The organism is Mycobacterium mantenii (assembly GCF_010731775.1).
Classification (GTDB): domain Bacteria; phylum Actinomycetota; class Actinomycetes; order Mycobacteriales; family Mycobacteriaceae; genus Mycobacterium; species Mycobacterium mantenii.
On sequence record NZ_AP022590.1, the window covers coordinates 5,212,952 to 5,238,720 of the forward strand.

A 25,769-nucleotide genomic window follows, 5' to 3' on the forward strand; every position below is an offset into this window, starting at 1 on the left:
AAGGGACATGGCAGAGACAGACTCGCGCCGCACAACCGTCCGGCTGGCAGCAGCAGTGCTGGCCAGCCTGATGGTGGCTTTCGCTGTGCTGACCTATCTTTCCTACACAGCGGCCTTCGCATCGATCGACACCGTCACGGTGTCGGCGCCGCGGGCGGGGCTGGTGATGGAGCAGGGCGCCAAGGTCAAATACCGGGGCATCCAGATCGGCAAGGTCGAGGCCATCGACTATTCCGGCGACCAGGCGCGGCTGACGCTGGGCATCAACAGCGACGACATGCATTTCATCCCGTCCAATGCGACGGTGCACATCGCGGGTAACACCATTTTCGGTGCCAAGGCGGTGGAATTCATTCCCCCGCAAGCGCCTTCGCCCACGTCCCTGCGTCCCGACGCTCACGTCGCGGCCTCTTCGGTGCAGCTGGAAGTCAACACCTTGTTCCAGTCGCTGATGGACCTGCTGCACAAGATCGACCCCGTCGAACTCAACGGCACGCTCAGCGCATTCGCGGAGGGCCTGCGCGGTCACGGCGACGACCTGGGCGGCATCCTGTCCGGCTTGAATACGCTGACGCGCCAGGCAAACCCGAAGCTGCCCGCGCTGCAGGAGGACTTCCGCAAAACCGCCGTCGTGGCCAACACCTACGCCGACGCCGCGCCCGACCTGACCGCTGTGATCGACAACCTGCCGACCATCAACAAGACCGTCGTCGACCAGCAGAAGAACCTGAACGACACATTGCTGGCCACGATCGGCCTGGCCAACAACGCCTATGAGACGCTGGCGCCGGCCGAACAAGACTTCATCGCTGCCATCAACCGGCTGCGTGCCCCGCTGAAGGTGGCCGCCGACTATTCGCCCGAATTCGGCTGCCTGTTCGCCGGCATCGAGCGCGGTATCAAGGAATATGCCCCGTTGATCGGTACCGTCAAAGCCGGCCTCTTCACCTCGTCGAGCTTCGTGCTGGGCGCGCCGTCGTACACCTACCCGGAATCCCTGCCGATAGTCAACGCCTCCGGCGGTCCGAACTGCCGTGGGCTGCCCGACCTCCCGACCAAGCAGACCGGTAGCTCTTTCTTCCGCTCGCCGTTCCTGGTCACCGACAATGCCAACATTCCGTACGAGCCGTTCACCGAATTGCAGTTCGACGCGCCGTCGACGCTGCAGTTCTTGTTCCACGGCGCTTTCGCGGAACGGGACGACTTCTGATGCCGGACAGTTCGGGAATGCCGTCGCACCGGGAGATGATGATCAAGGTCAGCATCTTCGCGGTGGTCATGCTGCTGGTGTCGGCGGGCCTGGTGGTGGTCTTCGGTGACTTCCGGTTCGGCCCCGAAAGCACCTACCACGCAACGTTCACCAACGTGTCCCGGCTGAAGTCGGGCCAGAAGGTGCGCATCGCCGGGGTGCCGGTCGGCGCGGTGTCGGGCATCAAGCTCAACCCTGACAACACCATTGACGTGAAGTTCGGGGTGGACAAGCGCTACACGCTCTATTCGTCCACGCGCGCGGTGATCCGCTATGAAAACCTGGTCGGTGACCGATACCTGGAGATCACCTCGGGCCCCGGTGAGCTGCGCAAGCTGCCGGCCGGCGCGACGATCAACAGCCAACACACCCAGCCCGCACTGGATCTCGACGCCCTGCTGGGCGGACTGCGACCGGTCCTCAAGGGCCTAGATGCCGACAAGGTCAACACGATCAGCAGCGCGGTCATCCAGCTGCTGCAGGGCCAGGGCGGAGCGTTGTCGAACGTGCTGGCCGACACCAGCGCGTTCTCCTCGGCGCTGGGTCAGCGTGACCAGCTCATCGGCGACGTGATCAACAACCTCAACACGGTGCTGACCACCGTGGATCAACGCAGCGCGCAATTTTCGGCCAGCGTCGACCAGTTGCAGCAACTGATCACCGGGCTTGCAGAACATAAGGACGACATCGCGGGTGCCATCCCACCGCTGGCGTCGACGACGACGGATTTGACTCAGCTGCTGAAGAATTCACGCCGGCCGCTGCAGGGCATCCTGGAGAACACCCGCCCGCTGGCCACCGAGCTGGACAACCGCAAGGCCGAGGTGAACAACGACGTCGAGCAGCTGGGCGAGGACTATCTGCGGCTGGCCGCCCTCGGCGCCTACGGCTCGTTCTTCAACATCTACTTCTGCTCCGTCACGATCAAGATCAACGGCCCGGCCGGTAGCGACATCCTGCTGCCGCTCGGTGGCCCGGTGGATCCCAGCAAGGGGAGGTGTGCTTTTGTCAAGTAACGCAAGGCGTGAGCGTGATCCACTGCGCACCGGAATCTTCGGCGCGGTGCTGGTGGTGTGTGTCGTGCTTATCGCGTTCGGCTACGCCGGATTGCCGTTCTGGCCGCAGGGCAAGATCTACGACGCCTACTTCACCGACGCCGGGGGCATCAATCCCGGTAACGCAGTTTACGTTTCGGGTTTCAAGGTCGGCAAGGTGACCTCGGTGGGTCTGGCCGGCGACAGCGCCAAGATCAGCTTCAGCGTCGACCGCCACGTCGGCGTCGGGGACCAGTCGCTGGCCGCGATCCGCACCGACACTATCCTCGGTGAGCGCTCCATCTCAGTGACCCCTGCCGGTGGCGGGAAGGCAACCACCATCCCGCTCAGCCGCACGACGACGCCGTACACGCTCGCCGGCGCGCTCGAGGATTTGGGTCAGAACGCCAACAACCTGGACAAGCCGCAGTTCGAGAAGGCGCTGAACGTGCTGACCGACACCCTGCACGATGCCAACCCGCAGCTGCGCGGTGCGCTGGACGGCGTGACATCGCTGTCGCGCACCCTGGACCGCCGCGACGAGGCTTTGCAAAGCCTGCTGGCGCATGCGAAGTCGGTCACCGGTGTGCTGTCGCAGCGGGCCGATCAGGTCAACAAACTGGTCGATGACGGTAACGAGTTGTTCGCGGCCCTCGACGAACGGCGCGGCGCCCTGGCCCAGCTGATCTCGGGGATCCAGGACCTCTCGACGCAGATTTCCGGCTTTGTCGCCGACAACCGCAAGGAATTCGGTCCGGCCCTGAACAAGCTCAACGACGTGCTGTCCAACCTCAACGAGCGTCGCGACTACATCACCGAGGCCCTCAAGCGCCTGCCCACCTATGCCACCGAGCTCGGTGAGGTGGTCGGTTCCGGTCCGGGCTTCAACGTCAACGTCTACGGTGTGATCCCGGCGCCGCTGCTGGCCACCATGTTCGACTTCTTCTACCAGCCCGGCAAGATGCCTGCCAGCCTCGCCGACTACCTGCGCGGTTTGATTCAGGAACGCTGGATCATCAGGCCGAAGTCACCATGATGCAGCGGATCCGCGGTAGCAGGGGGCTGCGCTACGCCACCATCATCGCGCTGGTCGCGGTGTTGGTGGGTGGCGTGTACGTGCTTTCGTCGCAAGCGAATAACCGCAAGATCGTCGGCTACTTCACCTCTGCGGTCGGCCTGTATCCCGGTGACCAGGTGCGCATCCTCGGCGTCCCGGTCGGCACCATCGACACGATCGACCCGCGGCCGTCCGACGTCAAGATCACCATGTCGGTGTCCAAGGACGTGAAGATCCCAAAGGACGCCAAGGCCATCATCATGTCGCCAAACCTGGTGGCGGCCAGGTTCATTCAGTTGACACCGGCGTACACCGGCGGGCCGGAGATGGCCGACGGCGCCAGCATCGGCCCGGGCCGCACCGCCGTTCCGGTGGAATGGGACGAGGTCAAGGAGTCGCTGACCCAGCTGGCCGTCCAACTCGGCCCGACGGCCGGATCGATGCAGGGACCGTTGGGCGCGGCGATCAACCAGGCCGCGGACACCTTCGACGGCAAGGGTGTGTCCTTCCACAACGCGTTGCGCGAGCTCTCGCAAGCCGCTGGGCGACTGGGGGATTCGCGTGGTGACATCTTCGGCACGGTGAAAAACCTGCAGGTATTGGTCAACGCGCTGTCGTCCAGCAACGAGCAGATCGTCCAGTTCGCCGGGAACGTCGCCTCGGTGTCGCAGGTGCTCGCCGACAGCTCGCGCCACCTGGACACCACGCTGGGGACCCTCAACAAAGCGCTGTCGGACATCCGTGGGTTCCTGCACGAAAACAACTCGACGATCGTCGACACGGTCAACAACCTCAACGATTTCGCGAAGACGTTGAGCGACCAGAGCGACAACATCGAGCAGGTGCTGCACGTGGCGGGGCCGGGTATCGCCAACTTCTACAACATCTACGACCCGGCGCAGGGCACGCTCAACGGCCTCCTGTCGATACCGGAATTCGCCAACCCCGTGCAGTTCATCTGCGGTGGGTCCTTCGAAACTGCCGGCGGACCCCGGGCGCCGGATTACTTCAAGCGCGCCGAACTCTGCCGTGAGCGGCTGGGCCCGGTGCTGCGCCGGCTCACCGTGAACTACCCGCCGCTGATGTTCCACCCGCTCAACACGATTACGGCGTACAAGGGCCAGATCATCTACGACACCCCGGAAACCCAGGCCAAGTCGGCCACTCCGGTGCCGCAGCTGACCTGGATCCCGGCCAAGGGCGCCCAGACGCCGCCCGCCGCTCAGAACCCGGCGGATCTGCAGGCCCTGCTGGTCCCGACGGCACCGCAGGCCGGTCCCGCACCGCGCCCGGCGCCGGCCGGTGCGGCCCCCGCCCCGGGTCCCGCTCCCGGAAGCGCGTTCGGTCCGCCGCCGGGTCCGCCTCCCGGCCAGGCGCCCGGCGGGCTGACGGCCGACCTGGGCGGTGGCGGATGAACCGATTGTGGTTGCGCGCAGGCGGATTGGCGATGGGCGGCATGCTGCTGGCCGGCTGCCAATTCAACGGGCTGAATTCGGTGGCGATGCCCGGCACCGCGGGCCACGGCAGCGGCGCCTACTCGATCACCGTCGAGCTGCCCGACGTGGCAACCCTGCCGCAGAACTCCCCGGTCATGGTGGATGACGTCACCGTCGGCAGCGTCGCCGGCATTACGGCCGAGCAGCGGGCCGACGGATCGTTCTATGCGGCAGTGAAATTGGCGTTGGACAAGAACGTCGTGCTGCCCGCCAACTCGACCGCGACGGTCGCCCAGACGTCGCTGCTCGGCTCGATGCACGTCGACTTGGCCCGCCCGAAGGACAAGCCGGCCGTCGGCAAGCTGAAGGACGGGTCGAAGATCGCGGAGGCCAACACCGGTCGCTATCCCACCACCGAGGAAGTGCTTTCGGCGCTCGGCGTGGTGGTGAACAAGGGCAATGTCGGTGCCCTGGAAGAGATCACCGACGAGACCTACCGGGCCGTCGCCGGCCGGCAGGACCAGTTCGTCGACCTGATCCCCAGGCTCGCCGAACTCACGTCGGGACTCAACCGTCAGGTCAACGACATCATCGATGCCGTCGACGGGTTGAACCGGTTCTCGGCGACCCTGGCGCACGATAAGGACAACCTGGGCCGGGCGCTGGACACGCTGCCCGAGGCGATTCGCGTGCTCAACAAGAACCGCGGCCACATCGTCGAGGCCTTCGCCGCGCTGCACAAGCTGGCGAATGTCACCTCGCACATTCTGGCCAAGACCAAGGTGGACTTCGCCGCCGACATGAAGGACCTGTATTCGGTTGTTAAGGTGCTGAACGACAACCGGCGGAACTTCGTCACATCGCTGCAGCTGTTGCTGACGTTCCCGTTCCCCAACTTCGGTATCAAGCAGGCGGTGCGCGGCGACTACCTCAACGTGTTCACCACCTTCGACCTCACCCTGCGCCGCCTCGGTGAAACATTCTTCACCACGGCCTATTTCGACCCGAACATGGCCCACATGAACGAGATCCTCAACCCGCCGGACTTCTTGACCGGCGAAATGGCCAACCTGTCCGGACAGGCCGCGGATCCGTTCAAGATTCCGCCCGGCACGGCTTCGGGACAGTAGGGGGCGGTCGCATGCATGACAGACTGACCAAGATCCAGCTGTGGATCTTCGCCGTGATCACGGCCATCACCCTGACCGTGATGGCGATCTTCTACCTGCGGCTGCCCGCGACGTTCGGTATCGGAACCTACGGCGTGAGTGCCGATTTCGTTGCCGGCGGCGGGCTATACAAGAACGCCAACGTCACTTACCGCGGTGTCGCCGTCGGCCGCGTCGAGTCGGTGGGGCTGAGCCCTAACGGGGTCATCGCCGGCATGCGGCTCAACAGCGGGACCGCCATCCCGTCGAACGTCACCGCCACCGTCAAGAGTGTGTCGGCCGTCGGCGAGCAGTACATCGATTTGGTGCCGCCGAGCTCGCCGGCATCGACCAAGTTGAGCAACGGATCTCTCATCGAGCGGAAGAACACCCGGATCGGCCAGGACGTCGCCGACCTGTTGAAGCGCTCGGAGACGTTGGTCAACAGCCTGGGCGATACCCGGCTGCGTGAGCTGCTGCACGAGACGTTCCTTGCGGCCAACGGTTCCGGGCCCGAGCTGGCCCGGCTGTTCGAGTCCGCCCGACTGCTGGTGGACGAGGCCAACGCGAACTATCCGCAAGTCTCGCAGTTGATCGACCAGGCCGGCCCGTTCCTGCAGGCGCAGATTCGCGCGGGCGGTGACATCAAGTCGCTGTCCGACGGGCTGGCGCGGTTCACCTCCGAGGTGCGGCAGGCCGATCCGCAGCTGCGCGACACCCTGGCCACCGCCCCGGGCGCCACCGACGAGGCCAGCACCGCGTTCTCCGGCATCCGTCCCTCCTTCCCGGCCCTGGCCGCCAGCCTGGCCAACCTCGGCCGGGTCGGCGTGATCTACCACAAGTCGATCGAGCAGCTGCTGGTCGTCTTGCCGGCGCTGTTCGCCGCGATCACCACCGCCGCGGGCGGTATGCCGCAAGACGAAGGCGCCAAGCTGGACTTCAAGCTTGACCTCAACGACCCGCCGCCGTGCGCGGTCGGCTTCCTGCCGCCGCCGTTGATGCGCACCCCGGCCGACGAGACGGTGCGTGAGCTGCCCAAGGACATGTACTGCAAGACCGCGCAAAACGATCCCAGCACCGTGCGCGGCGCCCGCAACTACCCGTGCCAGGAGTTCCCTGGAAAGCGCGCCCCGACGATCCAGTTATGTCGCGACCCGAAGGGCTATGTGCCGATCGGCCGCAACCCGTGGCGCGGCCCGCCGGTGCCGTACGACACCCCGGTGACCAACGGCTTGAACGTGTTGCCGCCCAACCACTTCCCGTATATCCCGCCGGGCGCCGAGCCCGATCCGGGTACACCCGTCGTCGGCCCGCCGCCCCCGGGCGTGGTGCCCGGGCCGGGGCCGCTGCCCAACAAGCAGCCGGCGTTCGATCCGCCGCCGCCGAATGACAACGGGCCGCCACCGCCGTTCACGTCGTGGCAGCCGCCCGGGGTACCGCCGGTGCCGCCCCAGCTTCCCTACCCGAAGTGGCTGCCTCCGCCGGCGCCGCCGGAGGGGATCAACCCTCCGCCGGCCGGCCCGGGACCGGAGAAGCCGTGGGGCCCGCCGCCCGGGGGACAGCCGCAGGCCAGCGGCCCCGCCTACGCCACCTATGACCAGAAGACCGGCGCGTTTGTCGATCCAGCCGGTGGCACTGGTATCTTCGCGGCCGGCGCCACTGGCACATCCGGCGCCGAGAACTGGGTGGACCTCATGCTTGATCCAAGGCCGATGTAATGGACCCTGCCGTGGCAGACGAACCGACAATCACGCCGCGCGTTCGTCGGCGAGCCTCGCGCGCGGCGGGTCCGGCCAAGGGTGAGCCGCCCCGGGACGTCACGGTCCAGACCGAGGTTCCGGCCGCGTCGAAGCGGCCGGCCAAACCCGTCAAGACCCTCAAGTCCATCAAGCCGCCGCCCCGACGGCAGCCGCACCGCGTGCGGGTCGCGTGGATTTCCTTCGTGGCGGCACTGTTGGCGGTCGGGGCGCTGGCCGGTTGTGTGGCGGTGCTGCTCGTTTCGCAGCACCACGCCACCGCGGCGCGGGCGCGCGATCAGCGTTTCGTCGACACCGCGACGCAGACGGTGGTCAACATGTTCAGCTACAAGCAGGACAACATCGACGAAAGCGTGAACCGGTTCGTCAACGGCACCAGCGGCCCGCTGCGCGGCATGCTCGGCGCGAACAACAACGTCGAGAACCTAAAGGGCCTGTTCCGCTCCACCAATGCGACGTCGGAAGCCGTCATCAACGGCGCAGCGCTGGAAGGCATTGACGCCGTTACCGATAACGCGTCGGTGCTGGTGTCGGTGCGCGTCACGGTGGCCGACATCGACGGGGTCAACAAGCCGTCCATGCCCTATCGCCTGCGTGTCATCGTGCACGAGGACGACGCGGGGAAGATGACCGGCTACGACCTGAAATATCCCGACGGAGGCAATTGATGCGATGGCGGCGTTGGCTGCTGATCGTCGCGGGTTACCTCCTGGCCGTGGCGTTCGTTGGGCTGTCCGCGGTGGCCGGCTGGATGTACTGGGACAGAGTGCAGACCCGCGGCGAGCAGGCGGCGCGTGCGGTGCTGCCGGGGTTGGCGGCCAAGGAGATTCCCGAGGTTTTCGCGTACGACTACCAAACCGTTGAGCGGAGCCTGTCGGCGGCGTATCCGCTGTTGACCCCCGACTATCGCGCGGAGTTCCAGAAGAGCGCCAACAACCAGATCATCCCCGAGGCTAAGAAGCGCGAAGTCGTGGTGCAGGCCAATGTCGTTGGCGTAGGGGTGATGTCGGCCAAGCGGGAGTCGGCGTCGGTGATGGTCTTCATGAACCGGACCGTGACCGACAAGTCGCGCCAGCCGCTGTATGACGGCAGCCGGTTGCGGGTGGACTTCAAAAAGATCGGCAAGCAGTGGCTGATCGCCTACATCACGCCGATCTAGCCCCGCCGGCAATCGACCATCAGGTCAGTAGCACATCGCAATGCCGTTGCAGTACAACGGGTAACGATTTATCGGGCTGGGCGGCGGCCCCGTCATCGCCAGCGAGAACGGTTCCTTCTTCATTCCCGGCTGCATCCCGCACACGGCACCGTGCAACGTGGTGTGGGTGCCGCTCATCGTCTCGTCGCTGAACGCGAAGGTGTCCGTGGACGGCGCGGTGCCGCCGCCCGGGCAGGCCACACCGTCGGGCTTGTCGACCTTGAAAGTCCACAGCATGCTGGACATCCGGGCCCGGCCACCAAAGTTCTGCTGCTTGTCCGCGGTGCTGATCTGCTCGGGCGTCGAACTCACGATGTTCAGCGCGCAATTCATCGCGAACACGATCGGGTCGGAATAGTCGTTCATGTTCCGGGTGCCCGAGGGCTGATCGCACAGCGCCGAGATCGTCCAGGTGACCCCGGACACGCCCGCCTCGTTGAAGTTGTACGTGCCGTCGGCCGGTGGCCCGACGGCCTTGGCCGGTTCACCGGATTGCAGCGCGATCCCCACCGCGACGGCCGTGACGATGCCGGCACCCGCGGCCATGCCGTGACGGAGCTTCATCTGATTCCCCTCCTTCACGTTCGACGCTGCATCTGAGTATCACAGCGTTCGGGTGCCAACACCATGGGGTCGTGCGCGTGCGCGCTAATCGGCGTCACCGGGTCGGGCTTCGGCGAGCGCATCGAGGAACGACCTCGCCCAGCGGTCGACGTCATGAGCGAGTACCTGGCGGCGCAGGGACCGCATCCGGCGGCGCCCCTCGTCGGCGGATTGGTTCAGCGCGGCCTCGATCGTGTCCTTGACGCCTTCGAGGTCGTGCGGGTTGACCAGATATGCCTGCCGGAGTTCGGCGGCGGCGCCGGTGAATTCGGACAGGACGAGCGCGCCGCCGAGATCGCTGCGGCACGCGACGTACTCCTTGGCGACCAGGTTCATCCCGTCCCGCAGCGGGGTGACCAGCATGACGTCGGCGGCCACGAAGAACGCGATGAGCTCGTTGCGGGGGACCGGCCGGTGCAGGTAGTGCACCACCGGATGTCCGACTTCGCCGTATTCACCGTTGATGTGGCCGACCTGGCGTTCGATGTCGTTGCGCAGCTGCTGATAACTGTCCACCCGTTCGCGGCTCGGTGTCGCGAGCTGGACCAGCACCGTGTCGTCGCGCTTGGCGCGACCCTCGGCCAACAGCTCCGAAAAGGCTTTCAGCCGAACGTCGATGCCCTTGGTGTAGTCGAGCCGGTCGACGCCGAGCAGCACCTTGCGGGGGTTGCCCAGCTCGGCGCGGATCTCGCGGGCGCGGCGCTTGATGTCGCGGTGGCGGGCCGCCCGGTCGAGGGAGCTGGAGTCGATGGAGATGGGAAAGGCACCCACCCGGACGACGCGGGAGTCGAGCTCCACCTCGCCGTAGCGCGTCCGCACGCCCACCGCGCCGCGCGAGGTGTTGGCGCCGGTCAGCCGCCGGGCCAGGAACAGGAAGTTCTGCGCACCGCCGGCCAGATGGAACCCGACGAGATCGGCACCGAGCAGGCCCTCGACGATCTCGGTCCGCCACGGCAACTGCATGAACAGCTCGACGGGCGGGAACGGGATGTGCAGGAAGAAGCCGATGGTGAGGTCGGGTCGCAGTTCGCGCAGCATTTTGGGGACCAGCTGCAGCTGGTAGTCCTGCACCCAGACCGTCGCGCCTTCTGCGGCGGCACGGGAGGTGGCTTCGGCGAAGCGGCGGTTGACGTCGACGTAGCGGTCCCACCACTCGCGGTGGTAGATCGGTTTGACGATGACGTCGTGATACAGCGGCCACAGCGTGGCGTTGGAAAAGCCCTCGTAATATTCGGCGACGTCGTCGGGGCTCAGCCTGACCGGCCGAATCTCCAAATCATCCTGGAGGATGGGCTCGTCCTCGCCGTCGGTGTCCTCGGCGACGATCCCGGGCCAGCCCACCCACGCGCCGCGGCGGCGGCGCAGCAGCGGCTCGAGGGCCGTGACCAGTCCCCCGGGGCTGCGCTTCCACGCCGTGGTGCCGTCGGGAAGCTGCTCCTGGTCCACCGGCAGCCGGTTGGCGACTACGACGAAGTCGGAATTCCCGTACTTGGCGGCCTTCGAGCTGCGCCCTCCCCCGGGAGACATTTACGCGTCGAGCTTCGCCGGCCCAATACCCAGCATGGACAGAAACACCCGGCACTCGTCGGCGTCGTTCGCGTACGCCGCGACGACCCGCCTGGCCTGGCTCGCAGTGCTGTCCGCCACCGGCTCGACGTCGCCGATTTCGCCGGGATCAGATTTCGTAGGCATGACTTAACTGTAGGCGACGTTCGTGACCGCTCACAGGCCGTCTCACCAGCTAACGGGTGCCGGCCGCATTTATGGCTGGTTTGCAGGGGTTCGCGGCGCCGCTCGCGAAGACGTGATCGGCCGTCGACGCGGTGGTGCAGGATAAGTAGGTGGTCGATGAGGGTGCCGACGAGACGGTGTTCGAGTTCTTCGATGTCGTCGTCGAGCGGCAAGGAAGGCGGGCCCTGAACGGGCTGACCGCCGCCATTCCGGGTCACGGTGTGACGGCGGTGTTCGGACCGTCGGGCTCGGGCAAATCGACCCTGCTTCGGTTGTGCAACCGCCTGGAGCTGCCGACCAGCGGGCGGGCGACCTTCCATGAGTCGGATATCGCCGGGCTCGATCCGCTGTGGCTGCGGCGCAGGGTGGGCATGTGTTTCCAGCGTCCGACGCCATTTCCGGGCACGGTCGCCGACAACCTGCGCGCCGCGGACCCGGACGCGTCCGACGCGCGGATGCGGGAAACGTTGGCCCGGGTGGCGTTGACCGGATCGTGGTTGGACCGCGACGTGGCCGGGCTTTCGGGTGGCGAGGCGCAGCGCGTGTGCCTGGCCCGCACCCTGTTGGCACAGCCCCAGGTGCTGCTGCTGGACGAACCCACCTCCGCCGTCGACACTGAGGCGGCCGAAGTCATCGAGCGCGCGGTGCGCGACCTGGCGGCCGACGGCATCCCCGCCCTGTGGGTCACCCACGACTCGGCGCAGGTGGAGAGGGCCGCCGACCGGGTCCTGCGCCTGGAGTGCGGTCGCAGCCGGGGGTTGGGCCCGGTTGGTGCCAAGCCCGGCGACGGTCCTGGGGCGTGATGCACGGCCAAGTCGGCTGGGTGGGCCTGGCGACGTCGCTGATTCTGGTGGCATTCGCGGCCGGGATCTCGCTGTGGCGGCGATTGGGTCTGGAGCGGCAGCTGCTGTGGGCCGCGGCCCGCGCGCTGGTGCAGTTGCTGCTCGTGGGGGGTGCGCTGACCCTGCTGTTCGAGCCGGGCCGGTCGCTGTGGTGGTCGTGGGCGTGGGTCGCCGGGATGGTGGCCTACGCCGGGGATGTCGCCCGCCGCAGGGCGCCGGAGGTACCGCGGTTTGCGCCGCTGGCCGTGGCCGCGTTCGCCGGCGCGGCGGTGGTGACGCTCGGGGTGATCTTCGGCCTGCGGGTGTTCCCGTTGCAGGGGCGCACCCTGGTACCCGTCGCCGGCATGATGATCGGCAACTCGATGACCGCCATGGTGTTGGTGGCCCGGCGGTTGGTCGACGAGCTGCGCGACAAACGCGACGAGGTCGAAGCCCGCCTCGCGCTGGCGCAACCGTCGCGGCAGGCCGCGTCGCCGTATCTGCGAATCGCCTTGCGCTCGGCGATATCTCCGCAGATTGAGACGACCAAAGCCACCGGGCTGGTGTTCCTGCCGGGCGCCATGACCGGCCTCATCCTCGCCGGGGTGCCGCCGTTGCAGGCGGTGTTGGTGCAGGCCGTGGTGATGTTCTTGATCCTGGGTTCGGTCGCGGCCACCACCGTGGTCGTCGCGCTGGGCATCGTCCGGCTGGTGTTCACCCGCGACCATCGGCTGCTGCCGTTGGGCCGGCGGCCCGAGACCGCCGGGTGAGAACGCGGTGGTCGACAGGGGTCCGGCAGCCGATCACCCCAGCGCGTGCCGGTTACACACTGGCCGTAATCTCCTAAATAAGGCTAATTCAACGACGAACGAGGTGGGCGGAATGACAGTCTCCGAGCAAGCCGACACCGGGGCGGCTGACGCCAACTCCCCGGAGCTGGTGGCCTACGAAACCCTCGACGAGGGCCGCATCGCCCGGATTTGGCTGAACCGGCCTGAGGCCCACAACGCGCAGAGTCGAGGCCTGCTGGTCCAGCTTGACGAGGCGTTCGGCCGAGCCGAGGCCGATGACACGGTTCGCGTGGTGATCCTCGCGGCGCGCGGCAGGAACTTCTCCGCCGGCCACGACCTGGGCTCCGAGCAGGCCCTGGCCGAGCGGGCACCCGGACCCGGGCAGCACCCGAGCTTCCGCTCGCGCGGGGCCACGCTTGAGCCCATCATGGAGAAGCTGTACCACCAGGAGTGGCACTACTTCTTCGAAAACACTTGCCGCTGGCGCGATCTGCGTAAAATCACCATCGCCCAGGTGCAGGGCAACGCGATCTCGGCCGGCCTGATGCTGATCTGGGCCTGCGATCTGATCGTCGCGGCCGACAATGCGAAGTTCAGCGACGTCGTCGCGGTACGGCTTGGTATGCCGGGCGTCGAATACTATGCCCACCCTTGGGAATTCGGACCACGCAAGGCCAAAGAGCTGCTGCTGACCGGGGATTCGATCGACGCCGACGAGGCTTATCGGCTTGGCATGGTGTCCAAGGTTTTCGCTGTCGACGAATTAGAGGAAAAGACACTCGAATTCGCGCGACGCATCGCCGAGCGGCCCACGATGGCGTCGCTGCTCATCAAGGATTCGGTCAACGCCGCCTCCGACGCGATGGGTTACACCGAGGCGCTGCGGCACGCGTTCCACGTGCACCTTTTGGGGCATGCTCACTGGGCGGCGTTCAACGAGAACCGGTGGCCGGTTGGCCAGCCTCCGCACGTCGAGGATTGGCGTGACGCCAAGCCGACGAAGGTGGCTCGCCGCGATACGCCGTAGCGCCGCGCAGCGGGGGTCTAACGAGACCGGGGGTAGCGATATTCACCCCGAGGGGACATGCTTCTATAGCTAGAACTTGTTCCAGTTTGAAAGGGCCTCGAGTGCAGCTTTCGTTCGAAGACCGGACCTATCTGATCACCGGTGGCGGCAGCGGAATCGGCAAGGGCGTGGCCGCCGGGCTGGTCGCGGCCGGCGCCTCCGTCATGATCGTCGGCCGCAACGCTGATCGGCTCGCGGAGGCCGTCAAGGAGATCGAAGCCCTGCCCGGCGACGGCTCCATTCGTTACGAGCCCACGGACGTCACGAACGAGGACGAGGTGGTGCGTGCGGTCGACGCCGCGACGGCCTGGCACGGCCGGCTGGACGGCGCGGTGCACTGCGCGGGCGGCTCACTGACCGTTGGGCCGATCACCCACACCGACTCGGAGGCGTGGCGAAACACCGTCGACCTCAACGTCAACGGCACCATGTACGTGCTCAAGCATGTCGGGCGCGAACTGGTGCGCGGCGGTGGCGGCTCGTTCATCGGGATCTCGTCGATCGCGGCCAGCAACACCCACCGCTGGTTCGGGCCCTATGGGGTCACCAAGTCGGCGATCGACCACATGATGATGCTGGCCGCCGACGAACTCGGCCCGTCGTGGGTGCGGGTCAACAGCATTCGGCCCGGTCTGATCCGCACCGATCTGGTCGACGCGAGCGTGATCCAGTCACCGGAGATCAGCGGCGACTATGCGCTGTGCACACCGCTGCCGCGGGTCGGAGAGGTCGAAGACGTCGCCAACCTGGCGATGTTCCTGCTCAGCGACGCGGCCACCTGGATCACCGGCCAGTGCATCAACGTCGACGGTGGACACATTCTGCGCCGCGGTCCGGACTACTCCTCGATGATGGAGCAGATGTACGGCGCCGACGCGCTGCGCGGAGTGGTCTAGCCAGGAGGATCAGATGAAAAGGCTTGAGGGCAAGCGGATCCTGGTCACCGGCGCCGCTTCCGGGATCGGTCAGGCCAGCGCGTTGCGGTTACTGGACGAGGGCGCCGCCGTCGCGGCCGCGGACGTCGCGGCCGACGGCCTGGACAACACCCGGGCACGGGCCCAAGAGGCCGGCACCGCCGACCGGCTCACCACGATGCCGATCGACGTCGGCAACGAGGACTCGGTGACCGACGGCGTGGGCTCGGCCGTCGAGAAGCTCGGCGGTCTGGATTCACTGGTGAACGCGGCGGGCATCCTGCGCGCCTGGCACACCCACGAGACCACCCTCGAGCAGTGGAATCGGATCATCGCCGTCAACCTGACCGGCACCTTTCTGGTGGTCCGGGAAGCGCTGCCGTCCCTGCTAGCCAATCCCCGCAGCGCGATCGTGAACTTCAGCTCCACGTCGGCCTCGTTCGCCCATCCCTATATGGCCGCCTACGCGGCCAGCAAGGGCGGCATCCAGGCTTTCACCCATTCGCTAGCGCTCGAATACGCCAAGGACGGTCTGCGCGCGGCGTGCGTCGCCCCGGGCAGCATCAAGTCCGGGATCACCGATGCCACCGGCGGATACATCCCCAAGGACGCCGACTGGTCGCTGTTTCCCCGGCTGATGCCGATCCTGCCGACCACGACGGAATCCAGCGGCGCGGGGATGGCCGGACCCGAAGCGGTCGCCGGTGTGATCGCCATGCTGGTCTCGGACGACGGCGCCTGGATCACGGGCACTGAAATTCGGATGGACGGCGGCACGCACGCCTGATGGCGGCGACCCGCTGCGCTTGCGATAGGCGCTAGTTGACGCAGGGCACGCCGCCGCCGTCGATCGGCTTGCCCTGATCGGGTGTCGGATAGGTCGTGGTCGTGCCGTTGTAGTAGTAGCTCTTGGCCTTGGTCGACGTGGTGCTGGAGCTGGTGCTCGTCGTGTCGTCCATCTGGGTCTCGTCGGCTGTGGGCATCGTGAAATTGGTGTCCACGGTGACCCGGATGTGCCCGGCCGCGACGCTGGGGCTGGGCTGCTTGGGCGCGTCCACGCCGAGCAGGCTGGCCAAGTTGAGCGCATCGGTTTGCGCGCCCGCGCCATACTCCACCGTGGTGGTGGTCGGGTCGCCGGATTCACGGTCGCGGACCTGACCCGGGGTGTAGCCCTTCTTCTTGAGCGCGCGCGACACCTCGGTCGCCAGACCGCTCATGCTGCCGGAATTCACCACGTCGACCACCGTGGACGGATCGGGCTTCACGGCGGTGGTGGTCGGCGCGGTCGTCGGTGTCTCGGCGCCGATGGCCTGAGCCACCTCGGACTTGATGGCTGCCGGGTCGACGATGTTGACGTCCTGGCCGTCGATGGTGTCGTAGCGCACCACCGGCAGCGTCCGGAACTCGACGTTGCCGCCGGCCAGTCCGCCGAGCCGCTGGATCATGTCGTCGTTCCAGCCCGCCGAGAGCACCACGTCCTTGCGCGCCACCGCCATCAGGTTCTTGAGCTTGTCGATGTTGGTGAAGGTGCCCGAGGCCTGCAACTCCTGCATGACCGACGAGATGAACGCCTGTTGGCGGTGGGTGCGGTCAAGGTCCCCGTTTTCCAGGCCGTGCCGCTGCCTGACGAACGACAGTGCCTCGGACGCGTCCAGCCGCTGGCGGCCGGCCGGGAAGTCGGCGCCGGAATACGAGTCATAGACGGCGTGATTGAGGCACACGTCGACGCCGCCGAGGGTCTGCGCCAGGTCGAAGAACCCCGCCAGATTGACCTCGGCGAAGTAGTCGATGGGAACACCGGTCAGGCTCCGGACCGCGCGCAGCGTTGCCGCCCGGCCGGCTTCGCGGCCCTTGGTCTCAAGTTCCTTTTGAGTGCTGTTGCCCTGGTTGGCCAGCTTTTGGGCGACGTACTGTTTGGTCAGCCCGTAGGCCTCTTTGATCTTGATGTGGTTGTATCCGGGGACTCCGGTGAAGGGCACCCAGTCGTCGCGGGGGATCGAGAAGGCGACGACTTTGTTGTCGGCGCTGACGTGCACCAGGATCATCGTGTTGGTGTTGTAGCCACCGTCGTCGGAATCACCGGCGTGCAGATGCTTGAGGATCGAGTTGGGCAGGTCGTTGCCGTCCTGATCCTTACGGGAGTCCAGCCCGATCAGCAGGATGTTCATGTTGTCGCCGCTGGACCGCGGGTCGTCGGGCTGCAGGGCGTTCGACACGGTGATGCCGCCCAGCGCGCCGTGCGCCACGTAGTAGCCCGCCCCGGTCAGCCCCACCGCGGCCACGGAGACGAGAGCGCCCAGGGTGCGCGTCAGCCCCTTACGGAAACGGGAGGGCTGACGGACGGCTCGATGACGGCGATGGGCGCCGCCCGAGCGGGCCATCACAAACCTCTGCCCACGCCCAGCACATCACCAGGCACCGCAACGGTGCTTTGCGGCGATGTCGCTTCAAGCATGGTGACAAGTATGCGTTAGCTTGCTGTGAAGCCCCCAATCGAGAGCACCCGTCACACGGTCGGTGGGAGCACATTCGCGGCACCAACCAGGCGCTGATCTCGCGTGCCATCCGGGCTCTACCAGCATGTTTTGCCCGGGGCCGGCCACAATGGTCTCCGCACGGTCTCGGGCCGGCCACATCGCCGCCCGGATAGAGCCGAACTTGTTACCGGGCGGATACGGCCCGGCGGGCGTTCACCGCATCAAATCGGCCAGCAAACCACCATCATCGGCTATCGGCTCTGACCAGGTCCTCGCCCGAGGTGTAAAAGAGCGTGATGTTGGTGCCCGTGACGATCTCAGCGAGGTAGACGCCGACCGGCTCGACTTCGTAGTAGTAGTGAATGTTGCCGCCGGTATCCACCGCCGAGGCGCACGAACAGCCCGGCGCACCGCATCGTTGCTTGATGGGTACCGCGAGGATGGCCAGCAGCACGACGACGGCAATGCCGACGAATAGCGGAATCCTGTGCAGCGCCGACCGGTGTTGCGCCGGATTGATCACGGTTGGAGTGTAAGCGGCTGATCCAGCGGTTTTGGCGCGCGGCGCAGTAGGGTTCTTCAGCTGTGGCCACCGCACACCCGCACGACGGATCCCCCGCGCACACGCGTGTCGAGGTACTCGGCAACATCGGACCCAACTGGTTCGCCTCGGTGATGGGCACCGGGATCGTCGCGACCGCCGGCGCCACCCTGCCCGTCCACATCGTCGGGTTGCGTGCGTTCGCCCAAGTGGTTTGGGTGATCGCGGCCGTGCTGCTGGTGGCGCTGATCGTGCTGGTGGGTGGCCATTGGTTGCGCCATCCGACCGTGGCGCGCACCCACGCCCGCAATCCGCAGATGGCGCACTTCTACGGCGCCGCCCCGATGGCGCTGATGACGGTCGGCGGGGGAGCCGTGCTGGTCGGCAGGGACCTGCTCGGCGAGCGCATCGCCGTCGACCTGGACTGGGTGCTGTGGATCGCCGGCACGCTCGGCGGGCTGTTCACCGCCGTCAGCATCCCGTTCCTCATGTTCACCCAGCACGACGTCGAGCCGGACGCGGCGTTCGGTGGATGGCTGATGCCGGTCGTTCCGCCCATGGTGACCGCGGCGACGGGGGCGCTACTGCTCCCGCATATGGCGGCCGGCACCGGGCGGACGACCATGCTGTACGGCTGTTACGCGATGTTCGGGTTGTCCGTGGTGGCGTCGTTGAACATCATCGCCATGATCTGGAGCCGCCTGACCCTGTACGGCACCTCGGGTTCCGCGCGGGTGCCGACGTTGTGGATCGTGTTGGGCCCGCTTGGACAATCCATCACGGCCGCAGGGCTTTTGGGAGCCAACGCGGCGTTGGCCGTTGACCCGGAACTGGCCGAGGACCTGAACGCCTTCGCCATCCTCTACGGGGTGCCGGTGTGGGGGTTCGCGGTGTTGTGGATCGCGCTTGCCAGCGCGTTGACGGTTCGCACGCTGCGCCGGGGAATGCCGTTCGCTCTGACCTGGTGGAGCCTGACCTTCCCGGTCGGGACTTTCGTCACCGGGACATCCCAGCTCGCCGGGCACACCCATCTGCCGGCATTCCGGCTGGCGGCGGCCATCGCCTACGCGGGTCTGCTGTTCACCTGGCTGCTGGTGACGGTTCGCACCGCCCGGGGCAGCATGCGGGGCAACCTGCTCAGGTTGCCGCCGAGCACGGCGCCGATCAAGGCGCACAAGGACCCGGCCCGCCGCTAGGAGCGTTGCCGCGCGCGTTTGGGTGCCCGGGTGCGGCGGGTACGCCGCGTTGAGCGCGAACAGGCGGAGCCAGCGCAACGGGCCGTTGCGAGATGCCAGAGCGGCAGACGCCGGATCGGCTCGCGCCGACCGAACCGCCCGAGGGCTTGACGCCACAGCGTCAGGCGCCGGAACAACAACACCATTGGAGGCAGACATGCGTGCCGAGGAAGGCGACGAAACGGTCAAGGACTACGCGAGCGAGGGGCGAGAAGCCCTCGGCCGCATCAAGGCCTCGCAGCACGCGGGTGGCCGCCTGGGCAACATCGCCCGGCGCTTCGCCGGCCTGTGGGGGCGAGGACAACGCGGCTCCGAAGACGCTGGCCCCCTTGCGTAAAATCCCTTCAGCGCAAGGCTAATTCGGTGTCGCGGCGGGCGCCGGATGCCGGTGGACCCAGGGGCGCGCCTCTTCGAGTTGCGCGGCCAACTGCAGCAGATCGCCGTCTGCGCCCAGCGTCCCGACGAATTGCACACCCAGCGGAAGTCCGGCATCCGTCCAGTGCAGCGGCACGCTGATCGCCGGGCGGCCGGTGAGGTTGGCCAGCTGCGTGTAGGGCACCCAGCCCAAACTCTCCTGGATGAGGTCATCGAGAATTCCGCTGAGCGCCATCAGTTTTCCGGCTCGTGCCTTGCTGATTAGCCGTGCCACCCGCTGCAATACGGCCGATGTCGCCGTGGCACCGACCGCAAGGGGAGGGGTGGCCAGGGTGGGGGTCAAAAAGAAGTCGTAGCTGTCGTGGAACGCCGCCAGGGATTGGATATAGGCGTTCCTGTTTTCCAGCGCGGACATCACCGGCAGTGCGCCGCCGGACCGGCCGAGTTCGGCGATGGCCAGAGTGTCGGCTTCAAAGTCGCTGTCGCGCGCGCCGGTTCGCTGTCTGATGTCGGCGACCTGCTGGTGCAACTGGGCGAACCAGATGGTCAAAAAGTCCCGCCCCAACGCGGCGTCGTCGTAGGGCGGTGCGACCTCTTCGACCCGATGGCCCAATTCGGCAAGGAGGGCCGCGGCCTTCTCGACCGCGGCGACGGCCTCGCGGTCCGGCTTCTCGTTGATGGCCGAGCGTGCCGAGTACCCGATTCTTAGCGTCCCCGGACGATGCTTGATCTGCTCCCCAAAGGGATTGTCGGGCAGCGCAACTCGGTAGGCGGCGCTCGGATCGGGTCCGACGATCGCGTCGAGCAGTGCCGCACTGTCGCGCACGGTGCGCGAAACCACCCCCTGGGTTGCCATACCCAGCATCAGTTCACCGGTCTGCGGGCCGTAGGGCGCCAATCCCCGGCTGGGCTTGAGGCCGACCAGCCCGTTGCAGGCGGCGGGGATGCGGATCGATCCGCCACCGTCGTTGGCGCCTGCGGCCGGAACGATGCCCGCCGCCACCGCCGCCCCGGATCCGCCCGACGAGCCGCCGGGCGTGTGCCCGGTGTTCCACGGGTTGCGGGCCGGTCCCCAATAGTCGGGTTCCGTCACGCCCTTGGCCCCGAATTCCGGCGTGTTGGTTTTCCCGAAGATCACCAGGCCCGCATCGAGGAACCGCTGCGTGACCAGCGCGTGCCGGTCGGCCACGTCATGGGCCAGCGAGCGGGACCCGCACGAGGTCGCAAAGCCGCGGTATTCCTGGCCGAGGTCTTTGAGCAGGAATGGCACACCGGCGAACGGTCCGCTCAGGTTCGGGTCGGCGGCTTGCCGGTCGGCGGCGTCGTCGAGGCGGCACACGATGGCGTTCAGCCGGGGATTCACCGCATCCGCCCGTTGCCGAGCCAATGCGAGAAGCTCCGCCGCAGTGACCTCCTTGCGCTCGACCAGCTCGGCCAAAGCGGTCGCATCCAGCGACATGTACTCGTCGAGACGCATGCCTTCTCCTTCACTCCGGTCCGATTCTCGCGGCACCGGTATTGGCCGAGGTCCTACTTATTGACGCCGCCGCATGTTGTTGACGTTAAGCCAACGCGACCATTTCGTGGGGGCGCCTTAGTATCACCTGATGCCCACGGCAGCCGAACCGTTCACGATCCAGGGTCCCGGCGGCGTTCAGATCGTCGCCGACCGCCTCGGGGATCCGCACGCGCGCGCCGTGGTCTTCCTGCACGGCGGCGGCCAGACCCGCCGGTCCTGGGGCAAGGCGGCCGCCGCCGTCGCCGCGCGCGGGTGGCAGGCCGTCACCGTCGACCTGCGGGGCCATGGCGAATCGGACTGGTCCGACGACGGCGACTATCGCGTCGTCAGTTTCGCCGCTGATGTTCAAGAGGTGCTGCGCACGCTGCCCCCCCAGCCGGTTCTGGTCGGTGCCTCCCTGGGTGGTTTCACGTCGATGCTGCTCGCCGGGGAGCTGTCCCTGGGCATCGCCAGTGCGGTCGTGTTGGTGGACATCGTGCCGAATATGGACCAGTCGGGGGCAAACCGGATACACGCTTTCATGGCGGACCGGGTGGAGTCGGGCTTCAGCTCACTCGACGAGGTCGCCGATGCGATCGCCGAATACAACCCGCACCGGCCGCGACCAACCGATCTGGAAGGCCTGACCACCAACCTGCGTCGCCGTGGCGATCGCTGGTATTGGCATTGGGATCCCCAGTTCATCAGCGGCACTGCGGCTTTCCCTCCTTTTGAGGTCACCGATCCCGATCGGATGCACGCAGCCGTCGCGGCGATCCTGCGCAGCGGGGTGCCCATCTTGCTGATCCGTGGTCAGATGAGCGACCTGGTCAGCCAGGATCGTGCCGACGAATTCCTTGCGCGTTTCCCGCAAGTCGAATTCACCGATGTCCGCGGCGCGGGACACATGGTGGCCGGCGATCGCAACGACATTTTCGCCGACGCTGTGCTGGACTTCCTCGCTCGGCATGTCGACGCTGGGTGAACTACGTGCACGGAACAGATTGGCCGCCACCTCATTTCAGGTTGGCATCGCTGATACTATCTGCCGGGCGTAAGCGGAGGGGGACGGCGTGACCATACCGTTGTTGCGGGGGTTGGGACTCTTGGGGGCGGTGATGGTGGCCGCGACGACGGTGGCGAAAACCGCCCTGGCAGCGCCGCCCCCGGCTCTGCCGTCGCCGCCGCCGGCGCCGGGTATCGGAGTCGATCATGAATCCGGTAGGTGCACAGCAGGATTCGCTGCACAGGGTTCCGACGGAAGCTACTACCTGATGACCAGCGGGCACTGCGACGCGCACGACGGCGCCGAATGGACGTACGGCAACGATGCTCCGCTCGGCAGAATCTCCGCCAGCGAGCATGAGGGTGACAAGCGAGACGCCGCGATCATCCGTCTGGAGCCGAGTGTCGGCATGCCGGTCGGCGACGTCGGCGGCAGGTATCAGGTTCGGGATGTGTTGAGCCGCCAGCAGATTCAGGTCGGAATGCCGTTCTGCAAGATCGGCGCGGTGACCGGTGAGACGTGCGGTGCCGTCAAGGGCATCAATGGTGACGTCGTGGAGGCCAGCGTGTTCAGCCTGGACGGCGACAGCGGCAGTCCCGGGTTCGTGATGAATCCGGACGGCACCGTCAGCGCGGTCGGGCTGTTGATGTCGTCGCCCGACGGGGATGACTACACGACCTACTTCATGCTGATCAATCCGCTGCTGGGAAAGTGGGGGCTTCGCGTCCTTCCATGAGCGGTGCACGGCAGCGTGAGCAGGCCATCGAGGGGCACGTAACGTGGCGTTTGCATTTCTCGAGTACCGGGTATCAGGTGGACCGGCGTATCGCGTCGGTCCGCAGGGACCCAGGTAGTCCAACCCGTATCGACGCGGCCAACGTGAAGAGGCAGCGGAACCAGCGACACGAAGGGAAGCAGTAGTGAAGCGTGGGATCGTGGTCGGCGTAGCCGGCGTGGCCCTGGTGATCGCGGCCAGCGCCGGATGTTCGAGCAACAAGTCGAGTACCGGATCGTCCAGCTCGTCGTCTGCGGCGCCAGCGGGTCCGGTGCTCACCGTCGACGGTCAGAACCAAAACATCAGCGGGCAGGTCACCTGCACCGCCGCGGGCGACAACATCAACATCGGCATCGGTGACCCGACCGCCGGACTGGGCGCAGTGGTCAGCAACGGCAATCCGCCGCTGGTGCACTCCGTCGGTTTGGGCACCGTAAACGGCGTCGCACTCGGTTTTTCCGACGCCGCGCCCAACCAGAGCGGGAATGCGGGGGCCGCGGTCAACGGCAAGGTCTGGGCGATCAAGGGCACCGCTACCGGCACCGACATGAGCAACCCGCAGCAACCGCAGCAGGTAACCAAGCCATTCGAGTTGGACTTCACCTGCCCGTAGTGCAGGCCGATAACTCCCAAGAGGGGACGCAGCTATGTCTATGAAACGTGTCGTCAGCGCCGCCGCGTTGGCCGCTGGCCTGAGTATCTCCGCGGCGACTCTGAACGCCGGGTCGGCCTACTCGGCTCCGCTCGACCCGCCGCCGTGCCCGAATTGCCACGGTGGTGGCGGCGGTGGCGGTGGTGGTGCGCCCGCGCCCGGCGGCGGTGGTGGTGCGCCCGCGCCCGGCGGCGGTGGTGGTGGCGCCCCCGCGCAGGGCGGGCAGACCAACCCCCCGCAGGGCGGGCAGAGCGCCCCCGCGCAGGGCGGTCAGAGCGCCCCCGCGCAGGGCGGGCAGAGCAACCCCCCGCAGGGCGGTCAGAGCAACCCCCCGCAAGGTGGGCAGACCAACCCCCCGCAAGGTGGGCAGACCAACCCGCCGCAGGGTGGCGAGAACACTCCGCAGCCCAACCAGCACGGTCAGTACCCGGGCCAGACGGGGCAGAACACTCCGCCCAATGAGCACGGTCAGTACCCGGGCCAGACGGGGCAGAACACTCCGCCCAATGAGCACGGTCAGTACCCGGGCCAGACGGGGCAGAACACTCCGCCCAATGAGCATGGGCAGTACCCGCCGCAGACCGGTCAGAACACCCCGCCCGACGAGCACGGTCAAAACCCGCCGCCGAACAACAGGCAGCGGTACGAGGCGCTGAATCCGCCGGCCACACAGCCTCCGCACCCGGCGTACATCCCGCGCCACGACGTGGTCACCGCCAACGCGCAGATAGGTGGCCCTGCCGGCCCGAATGTCCAATTCAGCATCCCGGGTCGCGGGGCGCCCCCACCACCGCGCGAGCACGGCTACGGCTGGAACGACGGCCGGGCCCCCGGCCACCCGCCGCCACACTGGGAGGGCCCGCCGCCCCCAGGGGGCTGGGACGGTCCGCCGCCTCCGGGGGGCTGGAACCGGCCGTGGGGCGGACCGCCGCGTGACGTGGCGGCGGCACGGGGCGACTTCGGACCGTTCAACTACAACACCTTCACCGCCATCCCGGTCTACAACTGGCAGTACGGCGGTTGGGGTTACTGGTTCTTCGGGGTTTGGGTTCCGCTGTACTGATCCCTTACCGATCGACCGTCGGTGTCGGCGGGCGCAGCCGTCGTTCGGCGCGCCCGCCGAGCCGTCTTCGGGCTTCGTCTCGACCCTGCGGCGGGAGCACCGGCATGGCAGGCTCTGGTAGATGGACGTGAGAGAGAACGTTCGCCGGGCCATCGACGTCGTGACGGCCTGGTCGTCCGACAGCGGCCACGAATTCACCTGGAACCGGCTGGTCGAGAACGTGATCGATGACCCTGACGGCGACATCATGCTGTTGATGGGTTTTGTCAATCTCGCCGGCGAGCTGGGGATCAGACTTGAGAAGGCCACCGGCCAAAATGTGCGATCGCACCTGCAGGACATCGCCCGCAAGTACGTCTGACGTCGCGAACGTCTACTGCGGGTGGGCCGCCACGTAATCGGCGGCCGGGGTCGGAGACGACGCGTCGTAGCCTATGGGCAGCAGCACGTCGCCGGCCGTCGTGAGGCAATAAACGTCCCACCGATAATAGGCGGCGAACGTCGCGGGATCGGCCGCGATCAGCGCCGCGTACTGGTCGACCGCTCGCACATATTCGGTGGCGTGGTTGTAGCCGTAGATGGCGTGATCGCGGTCGTTGGCAAACCCGTTTGCGGCCAGGTAGCGGCCCGCCGCCAGGATGCTGTCGTGGGGTGAGTGGATGTCACCGCCCTGGCCGTAGCCGGCGAACGTCGAGGGTAAAAACTGCATGGGTCCCTGAGCGCCGGCGGTGCTCGCACCGACGATGCTGCCAAAGCGCGACTCGACGAAATTGATGGCGGCCAGGTAGTTCCAGCCGACACCGGATTCCGCCTCCGCCTGGTGGTAGTAGTTCATCAGCTCGTCGGCCGGTGCCGGCGGCTCGATACGCCATGCGGGCAGGGTTGCCCGCACCGGGGTCAGCGCCGTGAGTTGCCGACGAGCGTCGACGTTGCGGTCGTAGACATCGGCCAACTCCGGCGGGATGCGCGGGCGTGTGGTGGCATCCCATTCCGGGTGGCGGCCGATGGCGCGGTAGGCCGCCTGCTCACGATGCGCCGCCGCCGTCAGCGCCGGCTCCGGTGTCCCCGGGTCGCGCAGCGCGCGCTCGTCGGCGACAAGGTCGTCGGCCACCTGGGCGGGGTCCGATGCGAGGCGAGGCTGCGCGCCGCCGGGCGTACCCGCGTCGGCGGGCACCATGCGCGTCGTCGGTGGCGGTGGCGCGGCGGCGCGGGTCGTCGGGCTCGGGCCGGTAGCGGTCGATGGATGCGACGCCGAACACGCGACGAGCGCGAACATGATCGCGCCGACGACGAGCGGCGCGGTGCGCCGGTTACGGCTCACGGTGATCATTGCCTCGATCCC

At 67.1% G+C, this 25,769-nt stretch carries 27 protein-coding genes; 20 read left to right on the top strand and 7 right to left on the bottom strand.

Annotation, left to right across the window (positions count from 1 at the left end; translation table 11 throughout):
• The first annotated feature begins 7 nt into the window (after positions 1-7).
• From G6N50_RS23955 to G6N50_RS23990, 8 genes are read left to right on the top strand one after another with little or no spacing between them, the layout of a single operon-like run.
• Positions 8-1,210, top strand: coding sequence for a virulence factor Mce family protein (locus G6N50_RS23955; protein WP_083095490.1), 1,203 nt, complete (start codon positions 8-10; stop codon positions 1,208-1,210).
• Complete coding sequence (locus G6N50_RS23960; RefSeq protein WP_083095491.1) at positions 1,210-2,265, top strand: virulence factor Mce family protein; 1,056 nt, start codon at positions 1,210-1,212, stop codon at positions 2,263-2,265. The genes G6N50_RS23955 and G6N50_RS23960 overlap by 1 nt, the downstream gene beginning before the upstream one ends.
• Positions 2,255-3,319: a virulence factor Mce family protein gene (locus G6N50_RS23965; protein WP_083095512.1), complete on the top strand. Its 1,065-nt coding sequence runs from the start codon at positions 2,255-2,257 to the stop codon at positions 3,317-3,319. The genes G6N50_RS23960 and G6N50_RS23965 overlap by 11 nt, the downstream gene beginning before the upstream one ends.
• Entirely contained in the window at positions 3,316-4,755 is a 1,440-nt protein-coding gene (locus G6N50_RS23970) for a virulence factor Mce family protein (RefSeq protein ID WP_083095492.1), read from the top strand. The genes G6N50_RS23965 and G6N50_RS23970 overlap by 4 nt, the downstream gene beginning before the upstream one ends.
• Complete coding sequence (locus G6N50_RS23975; protein ID WP_083095493.1) at positions 4,752-5,906, top strand: MCE family protein; 1,155 nt, start codon at positions 4,752-4,754, stop codon at positions 5,904-5,906. The genes G6N50_RS23970 and G6N50_RS23975 overlap by 4 nt, the downstream gene beginning before the upstream one ends.
• 11 nt (positions 5,907-5,917) lie before the next feature.
• Positions 5,918-7,642 (top strand): virulence factor Mce family protein, encoded by a 1,725-nt coding sequence (locus G6N50_RS23980; RefSeq protein ID WP_083095494.1) that lies wholly within the window; start codon positions 5,918-5,920, stop codon positions 7,640-7,642.
• Positions 7,642-8,349 (top strand): mammalian cell entry protein, encoded by a 708-nt coding sequence (locus G6N50_RS23985; RefSeq protein WP_083095495.1) that lies wholly within the window; start codon positions 7,642-7,644, stop codon positions 8,347-8,349. The genes G6N50_RS23980 and G6N50_RS23985 overlap by 1 nt, the downstream gene beginning before the upstream one ends.
• Complete coding sequence (locus G6N50_RS23990) at positions 8,349-8,840, top strand: mammalian cell entry protein (protein ID WP_083095496.1); 492 nt, start codon at positions 8,349-8,351, stop codon at positions 8,838-8,840. The genes G6N50_RS23985 and G6N50_RS23990 overlap by 1 nt, the downstream gene beginning before the upstream one ends.
• A gap of 24 nt (positions 8,841-8,864) precedes the next feature.
• Here the strand turns inward: G6N50_RS23990 and G6N50_RS23995 are convergent, their stop codons facing one another.
• From G6N50_RS23995 to G6N50_RS24005, 3 genes are all read right to left on the bottom strand, one after another.
• Positions 8,865-9,443 (bottom strand): hypothetical protein, encoded by a 579-nt coding sequence (locus tag G6N50_RS23995; RefSeq protein WP_083095497.1) that lies wholly within the window; start codon positions 9,441-9,443, stop codon positions 8,865-8,867.
• A gap of 84 nt (positions 9,444-9,527) precedes the next feature.
• The gene (locus G6N50_RS24000) at positions 9,528-11,009 is read right to left on the bottom strand and encodes an alpha,alpha-trehalose-phosphate synthase (UDP-forming) (RefSeq protein WP_083095498.1); all 1,482 of its coding nucleotides are present in this window, start codon (positions 11,007-11,009) and stop codon (positions 9,528-9,530) included.
• A complete protein-coding gene (locus G6N50_RS24005) occupies positions 11,010-11,174 on the bottom strand; it encodes a hypothetical protein (RefSeq protein WP_008263763.1) in 165 nt (54 codons plus the stop codon). It abuts the gene before it with no gap.
• Positions 11,175-11,323: 149 nt separating this feature from the next.
• Here G6N50_RS24005 and G6N50_RS24010 point away from each other — a divergent pair, with 149 nt between their 5' ends.
• The 5 genes from G6N50_RS24010 to G6N50_RS24030 all read left to right on the top strand — a co-directional run bounded on the left by G6N50_RS24010 (position 11,324) and on the right by G6N50_RS24030 (position 15,592).
• Positions 11,324-12,016 (top strand): ABC transporter ATP-binding protein, encoded by a 693-nt coding sequence (locus G6N50_RS24010; RefSeq protein ID WP_142275578.1) that lies wholly within the window; start codon positions 11,324-11,326, stop codon positions 12,014-12,016.
• Positions 12,016-12,804, top strand: a complete 789-nt coding sequence (locus tag G6N50_RS24015; RefSeq protein ID WP_083095499.1) for an ABC transporter permease — start codon at positions 12,016-12,018, stop codon at positions 12,802-12,804. Before G6N50_RS24010 ends, G6N50_RS24015 begins: the two co-directional genes overlap by 1 nt.
• Positions 12,805-12,916: 112 nt before the next feature.
• A complete protein-coding gene (locus G6N50_RS24020; protein WP_083095500.1) occupies positions 12,917-13,852 on the top strand; it encodes an enoyl-CoA hydratase in 936 nt (311 codons plus the stop codon).
• A gap of 101 nt (positions 13,853-13,953) precedes the next feature.
• Complete coding sequence (locus G6N50_RS24025) at positions 13,954-14,787, top strand: SDR family oxidoreductase (protein WP_083095501.1); 834 nt, start codon at positions 13,954-13,956, stop codon at positions 14,785-14,787.
• 13 nt (positions 14,788-14,800) lie between these two features.
• Entirely contained in the window at positions 14,801-15,592 is a 792-nt protein-coding gene (locus tag G6N50_RS24030; RefSeq protein ID WP_083095502.1) for an SDR family NAD(P)-dependent oxidoreductase, read from the top strand.
• Between the two features lie 31 nt (positions 15,593-15,623).
• Here the strand turns inward: G6N50_RS24030 and G6N50_RS24035 are convergent, their stop codons facing one another.
• Positions 15,624-17,186 (bottom strand): LCP family protein, encoded by a 1,563-nt coding sequence (locus G6N50_RS24035; RefSeq protein ID WP_142275579.1) that lies wholly within the window; start codon positions 17,184-17,186, stop codon positions 15,624-15,626.
• 340 nt (positions 17,187-17,526) lie between these two features.
• Positions 17,527-17,775: a hypothetical protein gene (locus G6N50_RS24040; protein ID WP_083095514.1), complete on the bottom strand. Its 249-nt coding sequence runs from the start codon at positions 17,773-17,775 to the stop codon at positions 17,527-17,529.
• A gap of 92 nt (positions 17,776-17,867) precedes the next feature.
• On the opposite strand from G6N50_RS24040, the gene G6N50_RS24045 reads away from it, so the two are divergent.
• Positions 17,868-19,019, top strand: coding sequence for a TDT family transporter (locus tag G6N50_RS24045; protein ID WP_083095504.1), 1,152 nt, complete (start codon positions 17,868-17,870; stop codon positions 19,017-19,019).
• 196 nt (positions 19,020-19,215) lie between these two features.
• A complete protein-coding gene (locus G6N50_RS24050; protein WP_083095505.1) occupies positions 19,216-19,395 on the top strand; it encodes a hypothetical protein in 180 nt (59 codons plus the stop codon).
• Between the two features lie 18 nt (positions 19,396-19,413).
• Here the strand turns inward: G6N50_RS24050 and G6N50_RS24055 are convergent, their stop codons facing one another.
• Entirely contained in the window at positions 19,414-20,910 is a 1,497-nt protein-coding gene (locus G6N50_RS24055) for an amidase (RefSeq protein ID WP_083095506.1), read from the bottom strand.
• Positions 20,911-21,040: 130 nt separating this feature from the next.
• Between G6N50_RS24055 and G6N50_RS24060 the strand changes: the two genes are divergently transcribed.
• The 5 genes from G6N50_RS24060 (at position 21,041) to G6N50_RS24080 (ending at position 24,788) form a co-directional block, all read left to right on the top strand.
• Positions 21,041-21,916: an alpha/beta fold hydrolase gene (locus G6N50_RS24060; RefSeq protein ID WP_179970059.1), complete on the top strand. Its 876-nt coding sequence runs from the start codon at positions 21,041-21,043 to the stop codon at positions 21,914-21,916.
• A gap of 88 nt (positions 21,917-22,004) precedes the next feature.
• Positions 22,005-22,673: a S1 family peptidase gene (locus tag G6N50_RS24065; protein WP_083095507.1), complete on the top strand. Its 669-nt coding sequence runs from the start codon at positions 22,005-22,007 to the stop codon at positions 22,671-22,673.
• A gap of 184 nt (positions 22,674-22,857) precedes the next feature.
• Positions 22,858-23,325 carry a lipoprotein LpqH gene (locus G6N50_RS24070; RefSeq protein ID WP_083095508.1) on the top strand — a complete coding sequence of 156 codons (468 nt, stop codon included), beginning with the start codon at positions 22,858-22,860 and terminating at the stop codon, positions 23,323-23,325.
• 40 nt (positions 23,326-23,365) lie between these two features.
• Complete coding sequence (locus G6N50_RS24075) at positions 23,366-24,427, top strand: MAP_0585 family protein (RefSeq protein ID WP_163651009.1); 1,062 nt, start codon at positions 23,366-23,368, stop codon at positions 24,425-24,427.
• 121 nt (positions 24,428-24,548) lie between these two features.
• Positions 24,549-24,788: a hypothetical protein gene (locus tag G6N50_RS24080; RefSeq protein ID WP_083093968.1), complete on the top strand. Its 240-nt coding sequence runs from the start codon at positions 24,549-24,551 to the stop codon at positions 24,786-24,788.
• Between the two features lie 12 nt (positions 24,789-24,800).
• Here the strand turns inward: G6N50_RS24080 and G6N50_RS24085 are convergent, their stop codons facing one another.
• Entirely contained in the window at positions 24,801-25,757 is a 957-nt protein-coding gene (locus tag G6N50_RS24085; RefSeq protein WP_083093967.1) for a lytic transglycosylase domain-containing protein, read from the bottom strand.
• Between the last annotated feature and the right edge of the window lie 12 nt (positions 25,758-25,769).

Bases quoted from the DNA above. Each gene is read 5' to 3' on its own strand.
- G6N50_RS23955 (WP_083095490.1), top strand. From the start codon at position 8: ATGGCAGAGACAGACTCGCGCCGCACAACCGTCCGGCTGGCAGCAGCA.
- G6N50_RS23960 (WP_083095491.1), top strand. From the start codon at position 1,210: ATGCCGGACAGTTCGGGAATGCCGTCGCACCGGGAGATGATGATCAAG.
- G6N50_RS23970 (WP_083095492.1), top strand. From the start codon at position 3,316: ATGATGCAGCGGATCCGCGGTAGCAGGGGGCTGCGCTACGCCACCATC.
- G6N50_RS23975 (WP_083095493.1), top strand. From the start codon at position 4,752: ATGAACCGATTGTGGTTGCGCGCAGGCGGATTGGCGATGGGCGGCATG.
- G6N50_RS23980 (WP_083095494.1), top strand. From the start codon at position 5,918: ATGCATGACAGACTGACCAAGATCCAGCTGTGGATCTTCGCCGTGATC.
- G6N50_RS23985 (WP_083095495.1), top strand. From the start codon at position 7,642: ATGGACCCTGCCGTGGCAGACGAACCGACAATCACGCCGCGCGTTCGT.
- G6N50_RS23990 (WP_083095496.1), top strand. From the start codon at position 8,349: ATGCGATGGCGGCGTTGGCTGCTGATCGTCGCGGGTTACCTCCTGGCC.
- G6N50_RS23995 (WP_083095497.1), bottom strand. From the start codon at position 9,443: ATGAAGCTCCGTCACGGCATGGCCGCGGGTGCCGGCATCGTCACGGCC.
- G6N50_RS24000 (WP_083095498.1), bottom strand. From the start codon at position 11,009: ATGTCTCCCGGGGGAGGGCGCAGCTCGAAGGCCGCCAAGTACGGGAAT.
- G6N50_RS24005 (WP_008263763.1), bottom strand. From the start codon at position 11,174: ATGCCTACGAAATCTGATCCCGGCGAAATCGGCGACGTCGAGCCGGTG.
- G6N50_RS24015 (WP_083095499.1), top strand. From the start codon at position 12,016: ATGCACGGCCAAGTCGGCTGGGTGGGCCTGGCGACGTCGCTGATTCTG.
- G6N50_RS24020 (WP_083095500.1), top strand. From the start codon at position 12,917: ATGACAGTCTCCGAGCAAGCCGACACCGGGGCGGCTGACGCCAACTCC.
- G6N50_RS24030 (WP_083095502.1), top strand. From the start codon at position 14,801: ATGAAAAGGCTTGAGGGCAAGCGGATCCTGGTCACCGGCGCCGCTTCC.
- G6N50_RS24035 (WP_142275579.1), bottom strand. From the start codon at position 17,186: ATGGCCCGCTCGGGCGGCGCCCATCGCCGTCATCGAGCCGTCCGTCAG.
- G6N50_RS24050 (WP_083095505.1), top strand. From the start codon at position 19,216: ATGCGTGCCGAGGAAGGCGACGAAACGGTCAAGGACTACGCGAGCGAG.
- G6N50_RS24055 (WP_083095506.1), bottom strand. From the start codon at position 20,910: ATGCGTCTCGACGAGTACATGTCGCTGGATGCGACCGCTTTGGCCGAG.
- G6N50_RS24060 (WP_179970059.1), top strand. From the start codon at position 21,041: ATGCCCACGGCAGCCGAACCGTTCACGATCCAGGGTCCCGGCGGCGTT.
- G6N50_RS24075 (WP_163651009.1), top strand. From the start codon at position 23,366: ATGAAACGTGTCGTCAGCGCCGCCGCGTTGGCCGCTGGCCTGAGTATC.
- G6N50_RS24080 (WP_083093968.1), top strand. From the start codon at position 24,549: ATGGACGTGAGAGAGAACGTTCGCCGGGCCATCGACGTCGTGACGGCC.
- G6N50_RS24085 (WP_083093967.1), bottom strand. From the start codon at position 25,757: ATGATCACCGTGAGCCGTAACCGGCGCACCGCGCCGCTCGTCGTCGGC.